Annotated in this window: 19 protein-coding genes; 11 read left to right on the top strand and 8 right to left on the bottom strand. The window is 72.6% G+C overall.

The genetic code is table 11. The features are described from left to right. Positions 1-88: 88 nt before the first annotated feature. A complete protein-coding gene (locus tag ACQY0Z_RS19680) occupies positions 89-661 on the bottom strand; it encodes a helix-turn-helix domain-containing protein (protein WP_019524714.1) in 573 nt (190 codons plus the stop codon). Between the two features lie 78 nt (positions 662-739). Between ACQY0Z_RS19680 and ACQY0Z_RS19675 the strand changes: the two genes are divergently transcribed. From ACQY0Z_RS19675 to ACQY0Z_RS19655, 5 genes are all read left to right on the top strand, one after another. Further along, entirely contained in the window at positions 740-1,696 is a 957-nt protein-coding gene (locus ACQY0Z_RS19675) for an NAD(P)/FAD-dependent oxidoreductase (protein WP_189904865.1), read from the top strand. A 146-nt stretch (positions 1,697-1,842) separates the two neighbouring features. After that, positions 1,843-3,381 (top strand): ATP-dependent DNA ligase, encoded by a 1,539-nt coding sequence (locus ACQY0Z_RS19670; protein WP_189904867.1) that lies wholly within the window; start codon positions 1,843-1,845, stop codon positions 3,379-3,381. Further along, entirely contained in the window at positions 3,378-3,842 is a 465-nt protein-coding gene (locus ACQY0Z_RS19665; protein WP_381724867.1) for an NUDIX domain-containing protein, read from the top strand. The genes ACQY0Z_RS19670 and ACQY0Z_RS19665 overlap by 4 nt, the downstream gene beginning before the upstream one ends. 98 nt (positions 3,843-3,940) lie before the next feature. After that, positions 3,941-5,326 carry an NADP-dependent succinic semialdehyde dehydrogenase gene (locus ACQY0Z_RS19660; RefSeq protein WP_439812581.1) on the top strand — a complete coding sequence of 462 codons (1,386 nt, stop codon included), beginning with the start codon at positions 3,941-3,943 and terminating at the stop codon, positions 5,324-5,326. A gap of 25 nt (positions 5,327-5,351) precedes the next feature. Next, positions 5,352-5,588 carry a DUF6213 family protein gene (locus ACQY0Z_RS19655; protein WP_026243794.1) on the top strand — a complete coding sequence of 79 codons (237 nt, stop codon included), beginning with the start codon at positions 5,352-5,354 and terminating at the stop codon, positions 5,586-5,588. Between the two features lie 4 nt (positions 5,589-5,592). On the opposite strand, the gene ACQY0Z_RS19650 is transcribed toward ACQY0Z_RS19655, so the two are convergent. Beyond that, positions 5,593-6,255, bottom strand: coding sequence for a transcriptional regulator (locus ACQY0Z_RS19650; protein WP_189904871.1), 663 nt, complete (start codon positions 6,253-6,255; stop codon positions 5,593-5,595). Positions 6,256-6,345: 90 nt separating this feature from the next. After that, positions 6,346-7,572, bottom strand: a complete 1,227-nt coding sequence (locus ACQY0Z_RS19645) for an acyl-CoA dehydrogenase family protein (protein WP_347225068.1) — start codon at positions 7,570-7,572, stop codon at positions 6,346-6,348. Between the two features lie 171 nt (positions 7,573-7,743). Here ACQY0Z_RS19645 and ACQY0Z_RS19640 point away from each other — a divergent pair, with 171 nt between their 5' ends. Beyond that, a complete protein-coding gene (locus ACQY0Z_RS19640; RefSeq protein WP_189904875.1) occupies positions 7,744-8,385 on the top strand; it encodes a TetR family transcriptional regulator in 642 nt (213 codons plus the stop codon). 19 nt (positions 8,386-8,404) lie between these two features. Here ACQY0Z_RS19640 and def read toward each other — a convergent pair whose 3' ends face one another. Next, positions 8,405-8,950: a peptide deformylase gene (gene def / locus ACQY0Z_RS19635; RefSeq protein WP_381724871.1), complete on the bottom strand. Its 546-nt coding sequence runs from the start codon at positions 8,948-8,950 to the stop codon at positions 8,405-8,407. A gap of 146 nt (positions 8,951-9,096) precedes the next feature. Between def and ACQY0Z_RS19630 the strand changes: the two genes are divergently transcribed. The 5 genes from ACQY0Z_RS19630 (at position 9,097) to ACQY0Z_RS19610 (ending at position 13,681) form a co-directional block, all read left to right on the top strand. Continuing rightward, positions 9,097-10,335 carry a Mur ligase family protein gene (locus ACQY0Z_RS19630; RefSeq protein WP_019524724.1) on the top strand — a complete coding sequence of 413 codons (1,239 nt, stop codon included), beginning with the start codon at positions 9,097-9,099 and terminating at the stop codon, positions 10,333-10,335. Positions 10,336-10,359: 24 nt separating this feature from the next. After that, the gene (locus ACQY0Z_RS19625) at positions 10,360-11,088 is read left to right on the top strand and encodes a type 1 glutamine amidotransferase (protein ID WP_189904879.1); all 729 of its coding nucleotides are present in this window, start codon (positions 10,360-10,362) and stop codon (positions 11,086-11,088) included. Positions 11,089-11,299: 211 nt separating this feature from the next. Continuing rightward, positions 11,300-12,325: a 6-phosphofructokinase gene (locus tag ACQY0Z_RS19620; protein WP_189904882.1), complete on the top strand. Its 1,026-nt coding sequence runs from the start codon at positions 11,300-11,302 to the stop codon at positions 12,323-12,325. A gap of 140 nt (positions 12,326-12,465) precedes the next feature. Beyond that, positions 12,466-13,419, top strand: a complete 954-nt coding sequence (locus ACQY0Z_RS19615) for a cytochrome c oxidase assembly protein (RefSeq protein ID WP_189904884.1) — start codon at positions 12,466-12,468, stop codon at positions 13,417-13,419. An 85-nt stretch (positions 13,420-13,504) separates the two neighbouring features. Next, positions 13,505-13,681, top strand: coding sequence for a hypothetical protein (locus ACQY0Z_RS19610; protein WP_189904886.1), 177 nt, complete (start codon positions 13,505-13,507; stop codon positions 13,679-13,681). Between the two features lie 24 nt (positions 13,682-13,705). Here the strand turns inward: ACQY0Z_RS19610 and ACQY0Z_RS19605 are convergent, their stop codons facing one another. From ACQY0Z_RS19605 to ACQY0Z_RS19590, 4 genes are read right to left on the bottom strand one after another with little or no spacing between them, the layout of a single operon-like run. After that, positions 13,706-14,911 (bottom strand): sensor histidine kinase, encoded by a 1,206-nt coding sequence (locus tag ACQY0Z_RS19605; RefSeq protein ID WP_189904888.1) that lies wholly within the window; start codon positions 14,909-14,911, stop codon positions 13,706-13,708. Further along, positions 14,908-16,620 carry a sodium/solute symporter gene (locus ACQY0Z_RS19600; protein ID WP_189904890.1) on the bottom strand — a complete coding sequence of 571 codons (1,713 nt, stop codon included), beginning with the start codon at positions 16,618-16,620 and terminating at the stop codon, positions 14,908-14,910. Before ACQY0Z_RS19600 ends, ACQY0Z_RS19605 begins: the two co-directional genes overlap by 4 nt. Before the next feature lie 21 nt (positions 16,621-16,641). Then, positions 16,642-17,037, bottom strand: a complete 396-nt coding sequence (locus ACQY0Z_RS19595) for a hypothetical protein (protein ID WP_189904892.1) — start codon at positions 17,035-17,037, stop codon at positions 16,642-16,644. An 18-nt stretch (positions 17,038-17,055) separates the two neighbouring features. Beyond that, positions 17,056-17,826, bottom strand: a complete 771-nt coding sequence (locus ACQY0Z_RS19590) for a LytR/AlgR family response regulator transcription factor (RefSeq protein ID WP_019524732.1) — start codon at positions 17,824-17,826, stop codon at positions 17,056-17,058. Between the last annotated feature and the right edge of the window lie 104 nt (positions 17,827-17,930).

Genomic DNA, 17,930 nt, shown 5'->3' with positions numbered 1-17,930 from the left:
CGTCTTCGCTGACCGGGTCCCCGCATACTAAGCGGTCGCTTGCCTCAAGGGAACCGTCCAGGAACCGTCCCGTGTCCCGGACCGCACCTCACCCCCTCTTCGGCCGCGCCCGCACATGCATCCGCTCCCCCTGCGGCCCGAAGAGGCTGAGGAACTCCACCGGCCCCTCCCCCGTCGACCCGAACCAGTGCGGCACGCGGGTGTCGAACTCGGCCGCCTCCCCCGCCGCCAGCACCACGTCATGGTCGCCCAGTACCAGCCGCAGCTTCCCGGAGAGCACGTACAGCCACTCGTAGCCCTCGTGCGTGCGCGGTTCCGGCTCCAGCTTCCGCTTCGGCTCGAGCACCTTGTACGCCTGGAGCCCGCCGGGCTGCCGGGTGAGCGGCCAGTGGGTGCGGCCGCCGTGCACGATCGGCCGGGAGCGCACCCGCGGATCGCCCACCGGGGGCGCGCCGACCAGCTCGTCCAGCGACACCTGGTGGGCCTGCGCGATGGGCAGCAGCAGGTCGAGGCCGGGTTTGCGCTGCCCGGACTCCAGCCGGGACAGGGTGGACACGGAGATGCCGGTCGCCTCCGCCAGCGCCGCGAGTGTCACCTCCCGCTCCTTCCTGATCCGGCGCAGCCGGGGGCCCACTTCCGCGAGAACGTCGTCCGTCACCATGCGGACATTGCAGGTTCGGCAAACTTGTTTGTCAATTCGCCGGGTTCGGAGCGACCGTCGTCGGTGGAGGTGGTCACGATGACCGAGCAGGACCTGAACGAGCCGAGCGACAGCCGTTACGACGTGGTCGTGGTGGGCGGTGGCGCCGCGGGGCTGTCCGCCGCGCTGGTGCTGGGGCGGGCCCGGCACCGCACGCTGGTGGTCGACGCGGGCGAGCCGCGCAACGCCCCGTCGGCGCACATGCAGGGCTATCTGAGCCGGGACGGCATGCCGCCGGCGGAGTTCCTGGCGACCGGCCGGGAGGAGGTCGCGCGCTACGGCGTGGAGCTGGTCCGGGACCGGGTGACGGACGTGGCCCGGGGCGGGGACTTCACGGTGACGCTGGAGCGGGGCGGCAGGGCGCGCGCCCGGCGGATCGTCGTGGCGACGGGGCTGAAGGACGAGATGCCGGACGTGCCCGGGGTCGCCGAGCGGTTCGGGCGGGACGTGCTGCACTGCCCGTTCTGCCACGGCTGGGAGGTGCGCGACGAGCCCTTCGGGGTGCTGGCGTCGAGCGCGGCGGGCGTGCACCAGGCGCTGATGGTGTCCCGGTGGTCGAAGGACGTCAGGTTCTTCCTGCACCGGGTGGCCGAGGAGGAGCTGGCCGACCTGGACCTGCGCCGGCTGGCCGCGGCGGGCGTGGACGTGGTGCCGGGCGAGGTCGCCGGTCTGGTGGTCGAGGACGACCGGCTGACGGGCGTACGGATGGCCGACGGGACCGTGCACTCCCGGTCGGTGGTGTTCGCCGCGCCGCGTCCGGTGCCGCGGACGGGGCTGCTGGAGCGGCTGGGCGCGGAGATGGACCGGACCCCGTTCGGGACGTACCCGGTGGTCGACGGGAACGGGCTGACCAGCGTGCCGGGCGTGTGGGCGGCGGGCAACGCGATCGGGTTCAGCGAGCAGGTGGTGCACGCGGCGAGCGGCGGTTACCGCGCGGCGACGGCGATCGTCGGGGACCTGCGGATGGCGGACCTGGACGCGGCGCTGGACGGCTGACCGGCCGGTCCGGCACCCGGCGCCCCGGAGCAACGCCGATCGGCTCGGCGGCTGACCGAACGGTCCACCGCCCGGCCGCCCGGAGCAGGGCCGGTCCGGAAGAATCCGGAGGTGTGGAAAGCCCGCCTTCGTAGCACTCTGACTGCATGTTGCTGTCCCGGCTGGCCCAGGTGTCGCAGGAGGTGGCCGCCACCTCGGCGCGGTCGCGGAAGACCGCGCTGCTCGCCGAGCTGTTCCGGGAGGCCGAGCCGGACGACGTCCCGGTCGTCATCCCGTATCTGGCGGGCCGGCTGCCGCAGGGACGGATCGGGGTCGGCTGGAAGGTGCTCGGCAACCCGGTCCCGCCCGCCGACGAGCCGGCCCTGACCGTGCGTGAGGTGGACGCGCTGCTCACGCGGCTGGCGAAGGTGTCGGGGCCGGGCTCGCAGGCCGAGCGGGCCCGGCTGGTCGGCGAGCTGCTGGGCGCGTCCACCGAGGCGGAGCAGCGGTTCCTGCGGGGGCTCCTGACCGGCGAGGTGCGCCAGGGCGCCCTGGACGCGGTGGCCGTGGAGGGGCTGGCCCGGGCGACCGGCGCGGCCTCGGCGGACGTACGGCGGGCGGTGATGCTCGCCGGGTCGTTGCAGCCGGTCGCCGGGGCGCTGCTGGCGGAGGGTCCGGAGGCGCTGGGGCGGTTCCGGCTGACGGTCGGGCGTCCGGTGCAGCCGATGCTGGCGCACAGCGCCTCCTCGGTCGCGGAGGCGGTGGAGAAACTGGGCGTCTGCGCGGTCGAGGAGAAGCTCGACGGCATCCGCGTCCAGGTGCACCGCGACGGCGGCACCGTGCGGGTGCACACCCGCACCCTGGACGACATCACGGACCGGTTGCCCGAGGTGACCGAGGCGGCGCGCGCGCTGGACGTGGAGCGGTTCGTCCTCGACGGCGAGGTGATCTCCTTCGACGACACGGGTCGCCCGAGGTCCTTCCAGGAGACGGCCGGACGGGTCGGGTCCCGGGTGGACGTGGCGACGGCGGCCCGGGAGACGCCGGTCTCCCCCGTGTTCTTCGACGCGCTGTCGGTGGACGGCCGGGACCTGCTGGACCTGCCGTTCGCCGAGCGGCACGCCGAGCTGGCCCGGCTGGTGCCCGAGCCGATGCGGGTACGGCGCACGGTGGTGAACGGCCCCGGCGACCTGGAGGCGGCGGAACGGTTCCTCACCGAGACGCTGGAACGCGGCCACGAAGGCGTCGTGGTGAAGGGCCTGGAGGCCCCGTACAGCGCGGGACGGCGCGGCGCGTCCTGGCTGAAGGTCAAGCCGGTGCACACGCTGGACCTGGTGGTGCTGGCCGCCGAGTGGGGGCACGGCCGGCGCACCGGCAAGCTGTCCAACCTGCACCTGGGCGCCCGCACCGCCGACGGCGGGTTCGCGATGCTCGGCAAGACCTTCAAGGGCATGACCGACGCGATGCTGGAGTGGCAGACGAAGCGGCTGCGGGAGATCACCGTCGACGAGAGCGGCTACACGGTGACCGTGCGCCCCGAACTCGTCGTGGAGATCGCCTACGACGGCCTCCAGCGCTCCAGCCGCTACCCGGCCGGCGTCACCCTGCGCTTCGCCCGGGTCGTCCGCTACCGCGAGGACAAGCGCCCGGAGGAGGCGGACACGGTCGAGACGGTGCTCGCCGCCCACCCGGAGGTACGGCCGTGACGGCGTCCCGCAGCGCGGGCCTGCTGCTGTTCCGGCGCACCGATGAGGGCGTCGAGGTGCTGCTCGGCCACATGGGCGGCCCGTTCTTCGCGCGCCGGGACGCGGGGGCGTGGACGGTGCCGAAGGGCGAGTACGACCCCGCCGAGCCCGCCTGGGACGCGGCGCGCCGCGAGTTCGAGGAGGAGCTGGGGCTGCCCCCGCCGGAGGGTGAGGCGGTGCCGCTCGGGGAGGTCCGCCAGTCGGGCGGCAAGGTGGTCACCGCGTGGGCGGTGGAGGCCGACCTGGACCCGGCGTCCGTCGTACCCGGCACGTTCACCATGGAGTGGCCGCCCAGGTCCGGGCGTACCCAGGAGTTCCCGGAGCTGGACCGGGTCGCGTGGTTCCCCCTGGACCGGGCCCGCGAGGTGATCGTGTCGGCACAGACCGCGTTTCTGGACCGCCTGGCGGAGCACTCGCCCTAGGGGGCCGACCGACCGCAGCCCCTCCGGCCCTCCCGCGTTGCGCGGCCCATCGGCGCGCGGGAAGGTCGTAAGCGCAGCCCGTCCCATGGAGGCCAGTGATGCACATCGCCACGGTGAATCCGGCGAACGGCGAGACCGTCAAGACGTACCACCCCATGGACGAGGACGAGCTGGAGCGCCGGCTCCAGCTCGCGGAGGCCACCTTCCGCACGTACCGGACGACCAGCTTCGAGGAGCGGTCGCGTCTGATGCACCACGCCGCCCAGATCCTCGACGAGGACCAGGACGCCGTCGGCCGGATGATCACCACGGAGATGGGCAAGCCGGTCGCGCAGGCCCGCGCGGAGGCCGCGAAGTGCGCCAAGGCGATGCACTGGTACGCCGACCACGCGGCCGGGCTGCTCGCCGACGAGGAGCCCGCCGCGTCCGACGTGAAGGACTCCGGCGCCTCCCGGGTCCTGGTGCGGTACCGGCCGCTGGGCCCGGTGCTCGCGGTGATGCCGTGGAACTTCCCGCTGTGGCAGGTGGTGCGGTTCGCCGCCCCCGCCCTGATGGCGGGCAACGTCGGGCTGCTGAAGCACGCGTCGAACGTGCCGCAGACCGCCCTGTACCTGGAGGACCTGTTCCACCGCGCGGGCTTCACCGAGGGCACGTTCCAGACCCTGCTGATCGGCTCCGCCGCCGTCGACGAGCTGCTGCGCGACGACCGGATCAAGGCGGCCACGCTCACCGGCAGCGAGCCGGCCGGGCGTGCGGTCGCCTCCACGTGCGGCGAGATGATCAAGAAGACGGTGCTGGAGCTGGGCGGCAGCGACCCGTTCGTGGTGATGCCCTCGGCCGACCTGGACCGGGCCGCCGAGGTCGCGGTGACGGCCCGGACGCAGAACGCGGGCCAGTCCTGCATCGCCGCCAAGCGGTTCATCGTGCACACGGACGTCTACGACGCCTTCGCCGAGCGGTTCGTCGCCGGGATGAAGGCGCTGAAGGTCGGCGACCCGATGGACGAGGACACCGACGTCGGCCCGCTCTCCAGCGAGCAGGGCCGCCAGGACCTGGAGGAGCTCGTCGACGACGCGGTCCGGGTCGGCGCCACGGTGCTGTGCGGTGGCGAACGCCCGGACGGGCCGGGCTGGTTCTACCCGCCGACCGTGCTGGCCGGGATCGACCGGGAGATGCGCATCCACCGCGAGGAGGCGTTCGGCCCGGTCGCCACCCTGTGCCGGGCGGACGATCTGGACGAAGCGGTACTCATCGCCAACGACACACCGTTCGGGCTGAGTTCGAATGTGTGGACCCGTGACGAGGCGGAGATCGACCGGTTCGTCCGGGATCTCGAGGCGGGCGGCGTGTACGTGAACGGCATGACGGCGTCCCACCCCGCGTTCCCCTTCGGCGGGGTCAAGCGGTCGGGTTACGGGCGTGAGCTGTCCGGGCACGGAATCCGGGAGTTCTGCAACATCACCACGGTTTGGCACGGCGCGTGACGCCCGCACGGCTACGATCCCGACTGTGAACCGCGAAGTGACACTGCCTCTGATCGTCGACGACCGCGGCACCCTTCAGGTGGCGGCCGCCGACGTCAGCAAGCTGCTGCGCACGGTCGGCGGCCGGTGGGTCCGGCTCGTCGAGTCCGGCGAGGGCGGGCTCGACGAGGACACGGTCGCCGCGCTGACGATCGAACTCGCGAAGCTCGCCGACCGTATCGACGTGGCGTGCATCGCCCACAGCAGCGGCACCACCCCGTAGGACGTCAGGCCGGCCGCTGGAGGGTCCGCCAGAACAGCGCTTCGTAGCTCTGCAGCAGGTGTCCGTAGGCGCGGGCGCGGCTCTCGTCCAGGCGGCCGGCGTCCAGGGCCGCCTGGACGGCGCGTTCGGCGGCGCGGTCCAGGTGCTCGGCGGGTTCCGCGAAGAAGTCGAAGAAGGCGCAGGCCTCGTCACCGAAACCGTAGTGGGTGCGCAGGGCGCCGGCGATGGTGGCGCAGTAGCCGCCCCAGGCGGAGAAGTTGGCGGTGATCGCGAGGACGGCGTCGGCCGGGGCGGCGTTGAGGGCCAGCCAGGCGACGTAGGACGGGTAGGCCTGACAGCCCGGGAGCGGGGTGCAGGCGGCGGCGCGGGCCTCGTCGACGCCGCAGGCCGCGGCGAAGGAGGGCAGCTTCTGCCGGGCGAGCGCCTCGCCCTCGGCCAGGGCGGTGAAGTACGCGTCGGCCTCGGGTTCGTCCGAGGACCGCACGGCCAGCTGCAGGAAGGCGCGGCGGTCGGCGGGGATCACCCGCAGCTGCTCCAGGGCCAGGACGGCCAGCACCTCCCGGTCCGCCTCGCCGGAGGCGATCAGCGGCACCAGGGGGTTGGAGCGCGGGTCGGGGGCGAGCTCCGCGGTGACGGTCTTCAGCAGGTCCCGGGCGTTGCGTGTCATCGCGTCCTCCGAGGCGTCGGTCACCCCGAGGTTGGCCCGGACGCCGTGCGGGGGCAACCCGGTGGACCGGACCGCCCCCGCACGGGTGGGTCAGCGGATGGGCATGCCCGAGAGGGTGCGGGCGATCACCAGGCGCTGGATCTCGCTGGTGCCCTCGAAGATCGTGTAGATCGCGGCGTCGCGGTGCATCCGCTCGACCGGGTACTCGCGGGTGTAGCCGTTGCCGCCGAGGATCTGGATGGCCTGGGCGGTGACCTTCTTCGCCGTCTCGCTCGCGAAGAGCTTGGACATCGAGCCCTCGGCCGCGGTGAACGGCTTGCCGTTGACCGCCATCCAGGAGGCGCGCCACACCAGCAGGCGGGCCGCGTCGATCTGGGTGCGCATGTCGGCGAGCTGGAAGGCGACGCCCTGGTTGTCGATGATCGGGCGGCCGAACTGCTCACGCGTCCTGGCGTAGTCGAGGGCGACCTCGTACGCGGCGCGGGCGGTGCCCACGGCCATGGCGCCGACGGCCGGGCGGGAGGCCTCGAAGGTGGCCATGGCGGCGTTCTTCACACGCTCGCCGCCCTTCTTGGCCCTCTCGCGGGCGCGGGCGAGGCGCTCGTCCAGCTTCTCCTTGCCACCGAGCAGGCAGGAGCCGGGGACGCGCACGTCCTCGAGGACGACCTCGGCGGTGTGCGAGGCGCGGATGCCGTGCTTCTGGAACTTCTGGCCCTGGGAGAGGCCGGGGGTGTTCGGCGGGATGATGAAGGACGCGTGACCCTTGGAGCCGAGCTCGGGGTCGACGACCGCGACGACGACGTGCACGTTGGCGATGCCGCCGTTGGTCGCCCAGGTCTTGGTGCCGTTGATGACCCACTCGTCCTTGGCCTCGTCGTACACCGCGCGGGTGCGCATCGACGCCACGTCGGAGCCGGCGTCGGGCTCGGAGGAGCAGAAGGCCGCGACCTTCACGTCGTTCACGTCGCCGTACATCTGGGGGATCCAGGTGCCGATCTGCTCCTCGGTGCCGTTGGCGAGGACGCCGACGGCGGCGAGGCCGGTGCCGACGATCGACAGCGCGATGCCCGCGTCGCCCCAGAACAGCTCCTCCATGGCCATGGGGATGCCGAGACCGGTTGCGTCGAAGTACTGCTGGGCGTAGAAGTCCAGGGAGTAGATGCCGACCTTGGCCGCCTCCTGGATCACCGGCCAGGGAGTCTCCTCACGCTCGTCCCATTCGGCGGCGGCGGGGCGGATGACGTCGGCGGCGAAGCCGTGCAGCCAGTCCCGCACCTCCTTCTGTTCGTCGTTGAGCTCCATGGTGAACTCGGCCATGACCCCTCCAGCGGCGGCGCACATGCATGTTACTTGCGGTAACCCCAGTCTGTTACCAGCAAGTAGGAAAAGTCAACTCCCCAGGCAGGCCGGTATCCCGTTCGATGTCGGGGCCGTGATCAGTGTTAGTTTGCGCAGGCGTCACCGATTCAGCACGGGTGGGGAGAGCACATGGACACCACACAGCGGACCGAGCAGCAGCGGTCCGCCGACCGACGCCGGCGCGAGCTGCTGGAGGCCGCCGACCGAGTGGTGCTGCGCGACGGGCCCGGGGCCTCGATGAACGCCATCGCCGCGGAAGCCGGGATCACCAAGCCCATCCTCTACCGGCACTTCGGCGACAAGGGAGGACTCTACGCCGCGCTCGCCAAGCGCCACACCGACGCCCTGCTCGACTCGCTGCGGGCCGCGCTGGACGCGCCCGCGGAGCGGCGGGAGCGGGTCGAGGCCACCTTGGACACCTACCTGGCGGCGATCGAGGCGCGGCCCCAGGTCTACCGCTTCCTGATGCACCCGGCGGAGGGCTCGCCCAGCGAGCAGGGCTTCGACGTGGGCAAGCACTCGGCGCCGCTGCTGCGACGGATGGGCGAGGAGCTGGCCCAGGTGATCGAGGACCGTCTGGATCTCGGCCCCGGCAGCCACCAGCTGGCCCGGGTCTGGGGCCACGGCATCGTCGGCATGATGCACGCCGCCGGCGACTGGTGGCTGGGCGAACGCCCCTGTTCCCGCGCGGAGTTGGTGCGCAGCCTGGCCGACCTGCTGTGGGGCCGGCTGGCCGCGGCGGGCGACAAGGCGGGCGGCCCGGGCTTCTGACCCCGGGCCGGCGCCCGGCTCAGTCGGGGCGGTGCCAGGAGGCGCGCGCCACCCGGCGCATCAGTGTGCGGTGACGACGGCCTTCGAGGCGGTCGGCGTAGACCGTGCCGTCCAGGTGGTCGCTCTCGTGCTGGAGGCAGCGGGCGAAGAACCCGGTGCCGTGCACGGTGACCGGCTCCCCGGTCACCGTGAAGCCCTCGACCACCGCGTGGTCGTACCGCTCCGTGCCCGCCTCCAGGCCGGGCAGCGACAGACAGCCCTCGGGTCCGCGCACCACCACCCCGTCGGTCACCGCCGGCCGCGGGTTCACCACGTGCCCGAGGTGCCGTACGTCCTCGTCGTCGGGGCAGTCGAAGACGAACACCCGCAGCGGCACGCCGATCTGGTTCGCGGCCAGACCCACGCCCTGGGCGGCGTACATGGTCGCGAACAAGTCCTCCACCAGATCCGCCAGTTCCGGACCGAAGTCGGTGACCTCCCCGCACGGCGTGTGCAGGGCAGGGTCCCCGAACAGGGTGAGGGGCCGAACGCGTCCGTGGACGCCGGGGAGTGAGCCGTGTCGCATGGCCGCAAGGGTACGGTCCTAGCAGCACCGCCCGTCCCACGACGGAGCCGCGGTACTGGAGGGCGAACGGATCTCGATAGGCTGAGCCCACACCACGTGGCCGTCAGGCACAGATGCGGCGCGTACGCAAGGAGGATCGAGAACTGATGGCAGGCAACTCGGACCCGCTCACGCCGCGGGCCAAGCTGGCCGTGACCGCGGGCAAGGCGGTCGCGGCGGCATCCCGCGCCGCAGGGCGCGGCAGCGGTTCGGTGATCGGCGGCCGGGTGGCCCTGAAACTCGACCCCGAGCTTCTCCACCGGCTCGCCGCGCACCTGGACGTGACCCTCGTCTCGGCGACCAACGGCAAGACCACCACCACCCGGCTCATCGCCGAGGCGCTCAAGGCGGCCGGGCCGGTCGTCTCCAACGCGCTCGGCGCCAACATGCCGGCCGGCATCACCTCGGCCCTCGCGGCCGGCGAGGACGCCCGCTACGGCGTCATCGAGGTCGACGAGAAGTACCTGGTCGGCGTCGCGCAGGCCACCGAGCCCAAGTGCATCGCACTGCTCAACCTCTCCCGCGACCAGCTCGACCGCGCCGCGGAGACCCGCATGCTCGCGGAGGCCTGGCGCGAGGGTCTGGCCGGCTCCAAGGCCGTGATCGTGGCCAACGCCGACGACCCGCTGGTGGTGTGGGCCGCGTCGTCCTCGCCCAACGTGATCTGGGTGGCCGCCGGCCAGATGTGGAAGGACGACGCCTGGTCCTGCCCGTCCTGCGGCGGTGTGATGCAGCGCCCCGGCGACGACTGGTTCTGCGGCGAGTGCGGGTTCCGCCGCCCGACCCCGAGCTGGGCGCTCTCCGGCGACCACGTGCTCGACCCGCACGGCTCCGCCTGGCCGATCCACCTCCAGCTGCCGGGCCGCGCCAACAAGGCCAACGCCGCGTCCTCCGCGGCCGTCGCCGCCGTCTTCGGGGTGCCGCCGCAGGTGGCCCTGGAGCGCATGTACCAGGTGCAGGCCGTGGCCGGCCGCTATGACGTCGTCCAGTTCCAGGGCCGTGACCTGCGGCTGCTGCTTGCGAAGAACCCCGCGGGCTGGCTGGAGACGTTCTCGCTGATCGACCCGCCGCCGACCCCGGTGATTTTGTCGGTGAACGCGCGCTCCGCCGACGGCACCGACACCTCCTGGCTGTGGGACGTCGACTACACCCGGCTCACCGGTCACCCGATCTGCGTCATCGGTGACCGGAAGCTGGACCTGGCGGTGCGCCTCGAGGTCGCCAACCAGCAGTTCCAGGTGTGCGAGAACCTCGACCAGGCGGTCCAGATGTCGCCGCCGGGCCGGATCGAGGTCATCGCCAACTACACCGCGTTCCAGGACCTGCGCCGCCGCGTCGGCAACTGACCACGACACCTCAGGGGACTTGAAGTGAGCGACAACCAGCTGCGGGTCGTCTGGATCTACCCGGACCTGCTCAGCACCTACGGCGACCAGGGCAACGCCCTCGTCGTCGAGCGCCGGGCGCGGCAGCGCGGCCTGGACGTGGCGCGGCTCGACGTGCGCAGCGACCAGCCGATCCCGACGTCCGGCGACATCTACCTGATCGGCGGCGGCGAGGACCGCCCGCAGCGGCTGGCCGCCGAGCGGCTGCGCCGCGACGGCGGGCTGCACCGGGCCGTGGAGAACGGCGCGATCGTCTTCTCGGTCTGCGCCGGCTACCAGATCCTCGGCCACGAGTTCATCAACGACCTCGGCCAGCGTGAGCCCGGCCTCGGCCTGCTCGACGTGGTGTCGGTGCGCGGCGAGGGCGCGCGCTGCGTGGGCGACGTCCTCGCGGACATCAACCCGCAGCTGGGCCTGCCCCCTCTGACCGGGTTCGAGAACCACCAGGGCATCACCCATCTGGGCCCCACGGCGCGCCCCTTCGCGCAGGTGCGCTTCGGCAACGGCAACGGCACCGGGGACGGCACCGAGGGCGCGTTCAACGACACCGTGTTCGGCACGTACATGCACGGTCCCGTGCTGGCGCGGAACCCGCAGATCGCGGACCTGCTGCTGAAGCTGGCGCTGGACGTCAACGCGCTGCCGCCGACCGACGACCGCTGGTACGAGGCCCTGCGCAACGAGCGCATCGCCGCCGCCCAGCAGCCCGCGTAAGGCGCGGGAACAGCACGGAACAGCACGCCCCGAGGAGGCGTCGGAAGGGCCTGACAGGGCCCGTCTGACGCCTCCTCCGCACAGGTGAGCGGCGTCGTCCAGCAGGCGGACGCGGGATGCGGCACAGGCCCCTTCAGCGGCTAGGGTGGCGGGGATCGAGCCGGACAGCGCGGTCCGGTCCCGGCCCACTTCGAGAAGGTTGTTTCGGGCTATGCGCATTGGTGTCCTCACGTCCGGCGGTGACTGCCCCGGCCTGAACGCCGTCATCCGGTCCGTCGTGCACCGCGCCGTCGTCGACCACGGCGACGAGGTCATCGGCTTCCGCGACGGGTGGAAGGGCCTCCTGGAGTGCGACTACCTCAAGCTCGACCTCGACGCGGTGAGCGGCATCCTCGCCCGCGGCGGCACCATCCTCGGCTCCTCCCGGGTGCGTCCGGAGCATCTGCGGGACGGTGTGGAGCGGGCCCGGGGCCATGTCGAGGAGCTCGGTCTCGACGCGATCATCCCCATCGGCGGTGAGGGCACCCTCAAGGCGGCCCGGCTGCTGTCCGACAACGGTCTGCCGATAGTCGGCGTGCCCAAGACCATCGACAACGACATCGCCGTCACCGACGTCACCTTCGGGTTCGACACGGCCGTCGGCGTGGCCACCGAGGCGCTGGACCGGCTGAAGACCACCGCCGAGTCGCACCAGCGCGTGCTGATCGTGGAGGTCATGGGCCGCCACACCGGCTGGATCGCGCTGCACTCCGGCATGGCGGCCGGCGCGCACGCCATCGTGGTGCCCGAGCGGCCCTTCGACATCGAGGAGCTGACCGCGAAGGTCGGCGAGCGGTTCTCGGCCGGGAAGCGGTTCGCCATCGTCGTCGCGGCGGAGGGCGCCAAGCCGAAGGCCGGGACCATGGACTTCGACGAGGGCGGCAAGGACGTCTACGGCCACGAGCGGTTCGCGGGCATCGCCCGGCAGCTCTCCCTGGAGCTGGAGGAGCGGCTCGGCAAGGAGGCCCGCCCGGTGATCCTCGGCCACGTGCAGCGCGGCGGCACGCCCACCGCGTACGACAGGGTGCTGGCCACCCGGTTCGGCTGGCACGCTGTGGAGGCGGTGCACCGCGGCGACTTCGGGCAGATGACGGCACTGCGCGGCACCGACATCGTGATGGTGTCGCTGGCGGAGGCCGTCGAGACGCTGAAGACGGTGCCCGAGGAGCGGTACGCCGAGGCGGAGTGCGTGCTCTGACACCGCTGGCGCCGCGCGTGTGAAACAGGCGCGTTGAGACCGGCTTCACAGACCCGCCCCCGGTGACGGACGTCGCCGGGGGCGGTTCTAGTCTGGTGCGGACCGATTGCGTACAACCTGGACGAAAATGGAGCCGGCGGATGGATCACAGCGGGCACGGCACGACCATGGATCTGCCGCCGTTCACGCTGGGCCGAGGGCTCGCCTGGTCGGCGGACCCGTTCTTCCTCGTCGCCTGTCTGCTGGCGCTCGCGCTGTACGGCTGGGGCGTGGTGCGGCTGGTCCGGCGCGGTGACAAGTGGCCGGTGGGACGGACGGTCGCGTTCGTCGCCGGTGTGCTGAGCATCGGGCTCGTGATGTGCACCGCGCTGAACGACTACGGCATGGTGATGTTCAGCGTGCACATGGTGCAGCACATGGTCATCAGCATGGTCTCGCCGATCCTGATCCTGCTGGGCGCCCCGGTCACCCTGGCGCTGCGGGCGCTGCCCCCGGCGTCGGTGCGCGGCACCAAGGGGCCGCGCGAGCTGCTGCTGATGCTGCTGCACAGCCGCTACATGCGGGTCGTGACGCACCCGCTGTTCACCATCCCGATGTTCATCGCGAGCCTGTACGCCCTGTACTTCACCCCGCTGTTCGACTTCCTGATGGGGTCGGCGGTCGGGCACGCGGCGATGATGGTGCACTTCCTGGCCGTGGGCCTGGTGTTCTTCTGGCCGATCATGGGCGTGGACCCGGGTCCGCACCGGCCGGGTCATCTGATGCGGATGCTGGAGCTGTTCGCGGGCATGCCGTTCCACGCGTTCTTCGGCATCGCGCTGATGATGGCCTCCACTCCCATGGTCACCACCTTCCAGGACCCGCCCGCGTCGCTGGGCGTCGACGCCCTGTCCGACCAGAACGCGGCCGGCGGCATCGCCTGGGCGTTCAGCGAGGTCCCGTCGGTGCTGGTGCTGATCGCGCTGCTGTTCCAGTGGTACGCCTCGGACCAGCGGCAGGCCCGCCGCAAGGACCGCGCGGCCGACCGGGACGGCGACAAGGAACTGGAGGCGTACAACGCCTACCTGGCCTCCCTCAACGCGCGCGGCAACTAGAACGCCTCGGGTTCCGTCCCGCACCGCCCTGCTTTCCCTGAACCGGGGCACCATGGAGGGAACGGACCTGGAGGAGGGTGTCGCGATGCCCGGTACCACGAACGGTTCCACCTCGACGAAGACCATGGGCGTGCTCACCGTCGGCGGCCTGGTGGCCGTGACGGCCTACACGGTGGCGCTCGGCAGCAACGGCTGGCTGTGGTTCATCTGGGTCGTCCTGGGCCTGCTCACCCTCGGGATGGTCGCCACCAGCAACAGCTGACCGGCACGTGTGTACGGGGTCGGCTCACCGCGGGGTGAGCCGGCCCGCCAGATGGACGCCCGGCTGGTACTTCGGCAGCCGGACGGTGATCTTCATGCCCGCGCCCGCGGCCGTCTCGATGACCAGGCCGTGGTCGTCGCCGTAGACCTGGCGGAGCCGGTCGTCGACGTTGGACAGGCCGATGCCGCCGGTGGGGCTGACCTCGCGGGCGAGGATGCGGCGCAGCAGGCCGGGGTCCATGCCGGCCCCGTCGTCCTCGATGACCACGAGCGCCTCGGCGCCCGCGTCCTGCGCGGTGATCTGGATGTGGCACTTGTCGGCCTTGCCCTCCAGGCCGTGCTTCACCGCGTTCTCCACCAGCGGCTGGAGGCACAGGAAGGGCAGCGCGACCGGCAGCACCTCGGGGGCGATCTGGAGAGTGACGGAGAGCCGGTCGCCGAAACGCGCCCGGACCAGCGCCAGGTAGTGGTCGATGGCGTGCAGCTCGTCGGCGAGGGTGGTGAAGTCGCCGTGCCTCCGGAACGAGTAGCGGGTGAAGTCGGCGAACTCCAGCAGCAGCTCACGGGCGCGCTCGGGGTCGGTGCGCACGAAGGACGCGATCACGGCGAGCGAGTTGAAGATGAAGTGCGGGGAGATCTGGGCGCGCAGGGCGCGGATCTCGGCCTCGATCAGCCGGGTGCGGGACTGGTCCAGGTCGGCCAGCTCCAGCTGGACGGAGACCCAGCGGGCGACCTCCCCCGCGGCCCTGACCAGCACCGCGGACTCGCGGGGGGCGCAGGCGACGAGCGCGCCGTGCACCCGGTCGTCGACGGTGAGCGGGGCGACCACCGCCCAGCGGACCGTGCAGTCGGGGGTGTCGCAGGTCAGCGGGAACGCCTCGCCGCGGCCGGTGTCCAGGGGGCCGGTGAGGCGCTCCATGATCTCGGTGCGGTGGTGGGCGCCGACGCCGTCCCAGACGAGCACCTGCTCGCGGTCGGTGAGGCAGAGGGCGTCGGTGCCGAGCAGGGAGCGCAGTTTGCGGGCCGCCTTGCGGGCGGTCTCCTCGGTGAGGCCGGCCCGCAGCGGGGGCGTGGCCAGCGAGGCGGTGTGCAGGGTCTCGAAGGTGGCGTGCTCGACGGGGGTGCCGAGCCCGGCGAGGCTCGTGGGACGTGCCGTGCGCCGGCCCAGCCAGAACCCGGCGGCCAGCAGGGGCAGCACGGCGACGAGCAGTCCGGCGAGGAAACCGCTCATGCGGACACCTCCGTACGCAGCTCTTCCGGCAGGTGGAAGCGGGCCAGGACCGCGGCCGTGCCGGGCGGCACCCGGCCGGGTGTGGCGAGGGAGACCAGCACCATGGTGAGGAAGCCGAGCGGCACCGACCAGAGGGCGGGCCAGGCGAGCAGCGCGTGCCAGGGCCCGGCGCCCGGGTAGCCGGCCATGGTCGCGGCCACGGCGAGGAACGCGGAGCCGCCGCCGACGAGCATCCCGGCGGCCGCGCCCGGCGGGGTGAGCCGCCGCCACCAGATGCCGAGGACGAGCAGCGGGCAGAACGAGGAGGCGGACACGGCGAAGGCGAGGCCCACGGCGTCGGCCACGGGCAGCCCGCCGACGATGATGCTCGCGGCCGTCGGGACAACCATGGCGAGCACCGTGCCGAGCCTGAAGTGGCGCACGCCCCGGGAGGGCAGCACGTCCTGGGTGATGACGCCGGCGACGGCCATGGTGAGTCCGGAGGCGGTGGACAGGAACGCGGCGAACGCTCCCCCGGCGACCAGCGCCCCCAGCAGGTCGCCGCCCGTGCCGCCGATCATCCGCCCGGGCAGCAGCAGGACGGCGGCGTCCGCGTCCCCGGTGAGGGTGAGCTCGGGGGCGTAGAGGCGGCCGAGGGCGCCGTAGACGGGGGGCAGCAGGTAGAAGGCGCCGATCAGGCCGAGGACGGCGACGGTGGTGCGGCGGGCGGCGACGCCGTGCGGGCTGGTGTAGAAGCGCACCACCACGTGCGGGAGACCCATGGTGCCGAAGAACGTGGCGAGGATCAGCCCGTACGTGGCGTACAGCGGGCGTTCCGCCCGGCTCTCGGCGCGGGACGGCGACAGGGCGTCGTCGGCGCCGTTCCCGGTGGCGGGGACCTCGGAGCCCTCGGCGAAGGTGAGGCGGGTGCCGCCGTCGATGCGGTGCGTGCCGGCGGGGAGGGCGACCTCCGCGTCCTTGTGTTCCAGGCCGTCGACGGTGCCGTCCACGGTGACGGTGAGCGGGGCGGTCAGGCGCAGGTCGACGGTGTCGTCGACGCGCACCACGCGCTGTTCGCGGAACTCGGCGGGCTCGTCGAAGGCGTGGCTGGGGGTGCCGTCGCTCTGCCAGGCGATCACCAGGAACAGGGCGGGCACCAGCAGGGCGGTCAGCTTCAGCCAGTACTGGAACGCCTGGACGAAGGTGATGCTGCGCATGCCGCCGGCGGCCACGATCACCGTGACGACGACGGCGACGACGACCCCGCCGAGCCAGTCGGGCGCGCCGGTGAGCACGGTGAGGGTGAGTCCGGCGCCCTGGAGCTGGGGCAGCAGGTAGAGCCAGCCGACGCCGACGACGAGGGTGCCGGCGAGCCGTCGTACCGCGTGCGAGGCGAGCCGGGCCTCGGCGAAGTCGGGCAGCGTGTAGGCGCCGGAGCGGCGCAAGGGCGCGGCGACGAAGAGCAGGAGCACCAGGTAGCCGGCGGTGTAGCCGACCGGGTACCAGAGCATGTCCGGGCCCTGGACGAGGACGAGGCCCGCGATGCCGAGGAAGGAGGCGGCGGAGAGGTACTCGCCGCTGATGGCGGCCGCGTTGAGGCGGGGGCCGACGGTGCGGGAGGCGACGTAGAAGTCGGAGGTGGTGCGGGATATGCGCAGGCCGAAGGCGCCGACGAGGACGGTCGCGACGGCGACGAGCGCGACGGCGGTGACGGCGTAGGCGGAGTTCACGGCGGTGCGGTTCCCGGGGTCTCAGCGGTCCTCGACGAGCCGCACGAAGTCGCGTTCGTTGCGTTCGGCGCGGCGGACGTACCAGCGGGCGAGCAGGACCAGCGGGGGGTAGAGCCCGAAGCCGAGGACGGCCCACTCCAGCCGGCGGGCGTCCGGGGCGGCGGCGAAGACCAGCGGCAGCGGGCCGACGAGCAGGGCGAGGACGGCGAACACGGTGAGCCCGGTGCGCAGCTGGATGCGCATCAGGGAGCGCACGTAGGTGTGGCCGAGGGTGGTCTGCTCGTCGATCTCGGTGCGCGGGCGGTAGTAGCCGGAGGTGTGGGGGTACCGCCCGCGCGAGCGGTGTCGAGCGTGGGGGAGGGCGCGGCGGGGCGGGCCGGTGACGACCACCCGGCGCTCGGCGGGTTCCTGGGGCATGTGCGGCTCTCCCCCCGCCTAACCGGTGGTCCGGCGCATCAGCAGGTCCCGCAGTTCGCGGGCGTGGCGCCTGCTGACCTGGAGTTCCTCGGTGCCGATCAGGACGCTGACGGAGCCGGCGTCGAGCCGCAGCTCGCCGATGTGGCGCAGGGCGACCAGGTGACGGCGGTGGATGCGGACGAAGCCGCGGGAGCGCCAGCGCTCCTCCAGGGTGGACAGCGGGATGCGCACGAGGTGGCTGCCGCGGTCGGTGTGCAGACGGGCGTAGTCGCCCTGGGCCTCGACGTGGGTGATGTCGTCGACGGCGACGAAGCGGGTGACGCCGCCCAGCTCGACGGCTATGTGGTCGGGGTCGGGCTCGTGCACGGGGATGCGCGGGGCGGGCTCCGGCGGGGCGGTGCCGCGCTGGGCGGCGGCCCGCCGTACGGCTTCGGCGAGGCGTTCCTTGCGGACGGGTTTCAGCACGTAGTCGACGGCCTTGAGGTCGAAGGCCTGGACGGCGAAGTCCTCGTGGGCGGTGACGAACACGACCAGCGGCGGCCGGGCGAAGCCGGTGAGGAGCCGGGCGAGGTCGAGTCCGTCGAGGCCGGGCATCTGGATGTCGAGGAAGACGACGTCGATGGCGTCGGGCCCGTCGGGCCCCGACTCCAGGGCGCGGTTGATGCGGCGCAGAGCCTCGGTGGCGTCGCCGGCGCCTTCCGCGCTCCCGATGCGCGGGTCGGCGTTCAGCAGGTACAGCAGCTCCTCCAGCGAGGGGCGTTCGTCGTCGACGGCGAGGGCGCGCAGCATGAAGGTGGAGTGTAGGGGGATCTCCGGATCGGGACCACGTGCCGGACCAGGCCGTTTCACCCGGTTCCGCGCCGGTCCTCCTCCTGGGGCGCATCCGGGGTGAC

The organism is Streptomyces sp. P9-2 (assembly GCF_051903975.1).
Taxonomy (GTDB): Bacteria; Actinomycetota; Actinomycetes; order Streptomycetales; family Streptomycetaceae; genus Streptomyces; species Streptomyces cellulosae.
Note: the sequence above shows the minus strand (reverse complement) of the source record. Positions and strands in the feature narration are given on the sequence as shown.

Excerpts from the sequence above, each read along its gene's own strand:
- ACQY0Z_RS19640 (WP_189904875.1), top strand. The coding sequence starts at position 7,744 with ATGGACACCACACAGCGGACCGAGCAGCAGCGGTCCGCCGACCGACGC.
- def (WP_381724871.1), bottom strand. The coding sequence starts at position 8,950 with ATGCGACACGGCTCACTCCCCGGCGTCCACGGACGCGTTCGGCCCCTC.
- ACQY0Z_RS19645 (WP_347225068.1), bottom strand. The coding sequence starts at position 7,572 with ATGGCCGAGTTCACCATGGAGCTCAACGACGAACAGAAGGAGGTGCGG.
- ACQY0Z_RS19680 (WP_019524714.1), bottom strand. The coding sequence starts at position 661 with ATGGTGACGGACGACGTTCTCGCGGAAGTGGGCCCCCGGCTGCGCCGG.
- ACQY0Z_RS19670 (WP_189904867.1), top strand. The coding sequence starts at position 1,843 with ATGTTGCTGTCCCGGCTGGCCCAGGTGTCGCAGGAGGTGGCCGCCACC.
- ACQY0Z_RS19605 (WP_189904888.1), bottom strand. The coding sequence starts at position 14,911 with ATGAGCGGTTTCCTCGCCGGACTGCTCGTCGCCGTGCTGCCCCTGCTG.
- ACQY0Z_RS19595 (WP_189904892.1), bottom strand. The coding sequence starts at position 17,037 with ATGCCCCAGGAACCCGCCGAGCGCCGGGTGGTCGTCACCGGCCCGCCC.
- ACQY0Z_RS19610 (WP_189904886.1), top strand. The coding sequence starts at position 13,505 with ATGCCCGGTACCACGAACGGTTCCACCTCGACGAAGACCATGGGCGTG.
- ACQY0Z_RS19650 (WP_189904871.1), bottom strand. The coding sequence starts at position 6,255 with ATGACACGCAACGCCCGGGACCTGCTGAAGACCGTCACCGCGGAGCTC.
- ACQY0Z_RS19620 (WP_189904882.1), top strand. The coding sequence starts at position 11,300 with ATGCGCATTGGTGTCCTCACGTCCGGCGGTGACTGCCCCGGCCTGAAC.
- ACQY0Z_RS19675 (WP_189904865.1), top strand. The coding sequence starts at position 740 with ATGACCGAGCAGGACCTGAACGAGCCGAGCGACAGCCGTTACGACGTG.
- ACQY0Z_RS19590 (WP_019524732.1), bottom strand. The coding sequence starts at position 17,826 with ATGCTGCGCGCCCTCGCCGTCGACGACGAACGCCCCTCGCTGGAGGAG.
- ACQY0Z_RS19630 (WP_019524724.1), top strand. The coding sequence starts at position 9,097 with ATGGCAGGCAACTCGGACCCGCTCACGCCGCGGGCCAAGCTGGCCGTG.
- ACQY0Z_RS19615 (WP_189904884.1), top strand. The coding sequence starts at position 12,466 with ATGGATCACAGCGGGCACGGCACGACCATGGATCTGCCGCCGTTCACG.
- ACQY0Z_RS19660 (WP_439812581.1), top strand. The coding sequence starts at position 3,941 with ATGCACATCGCCACGGTGAATCCGGCGAACGGCGAGACCGTCAAGACG.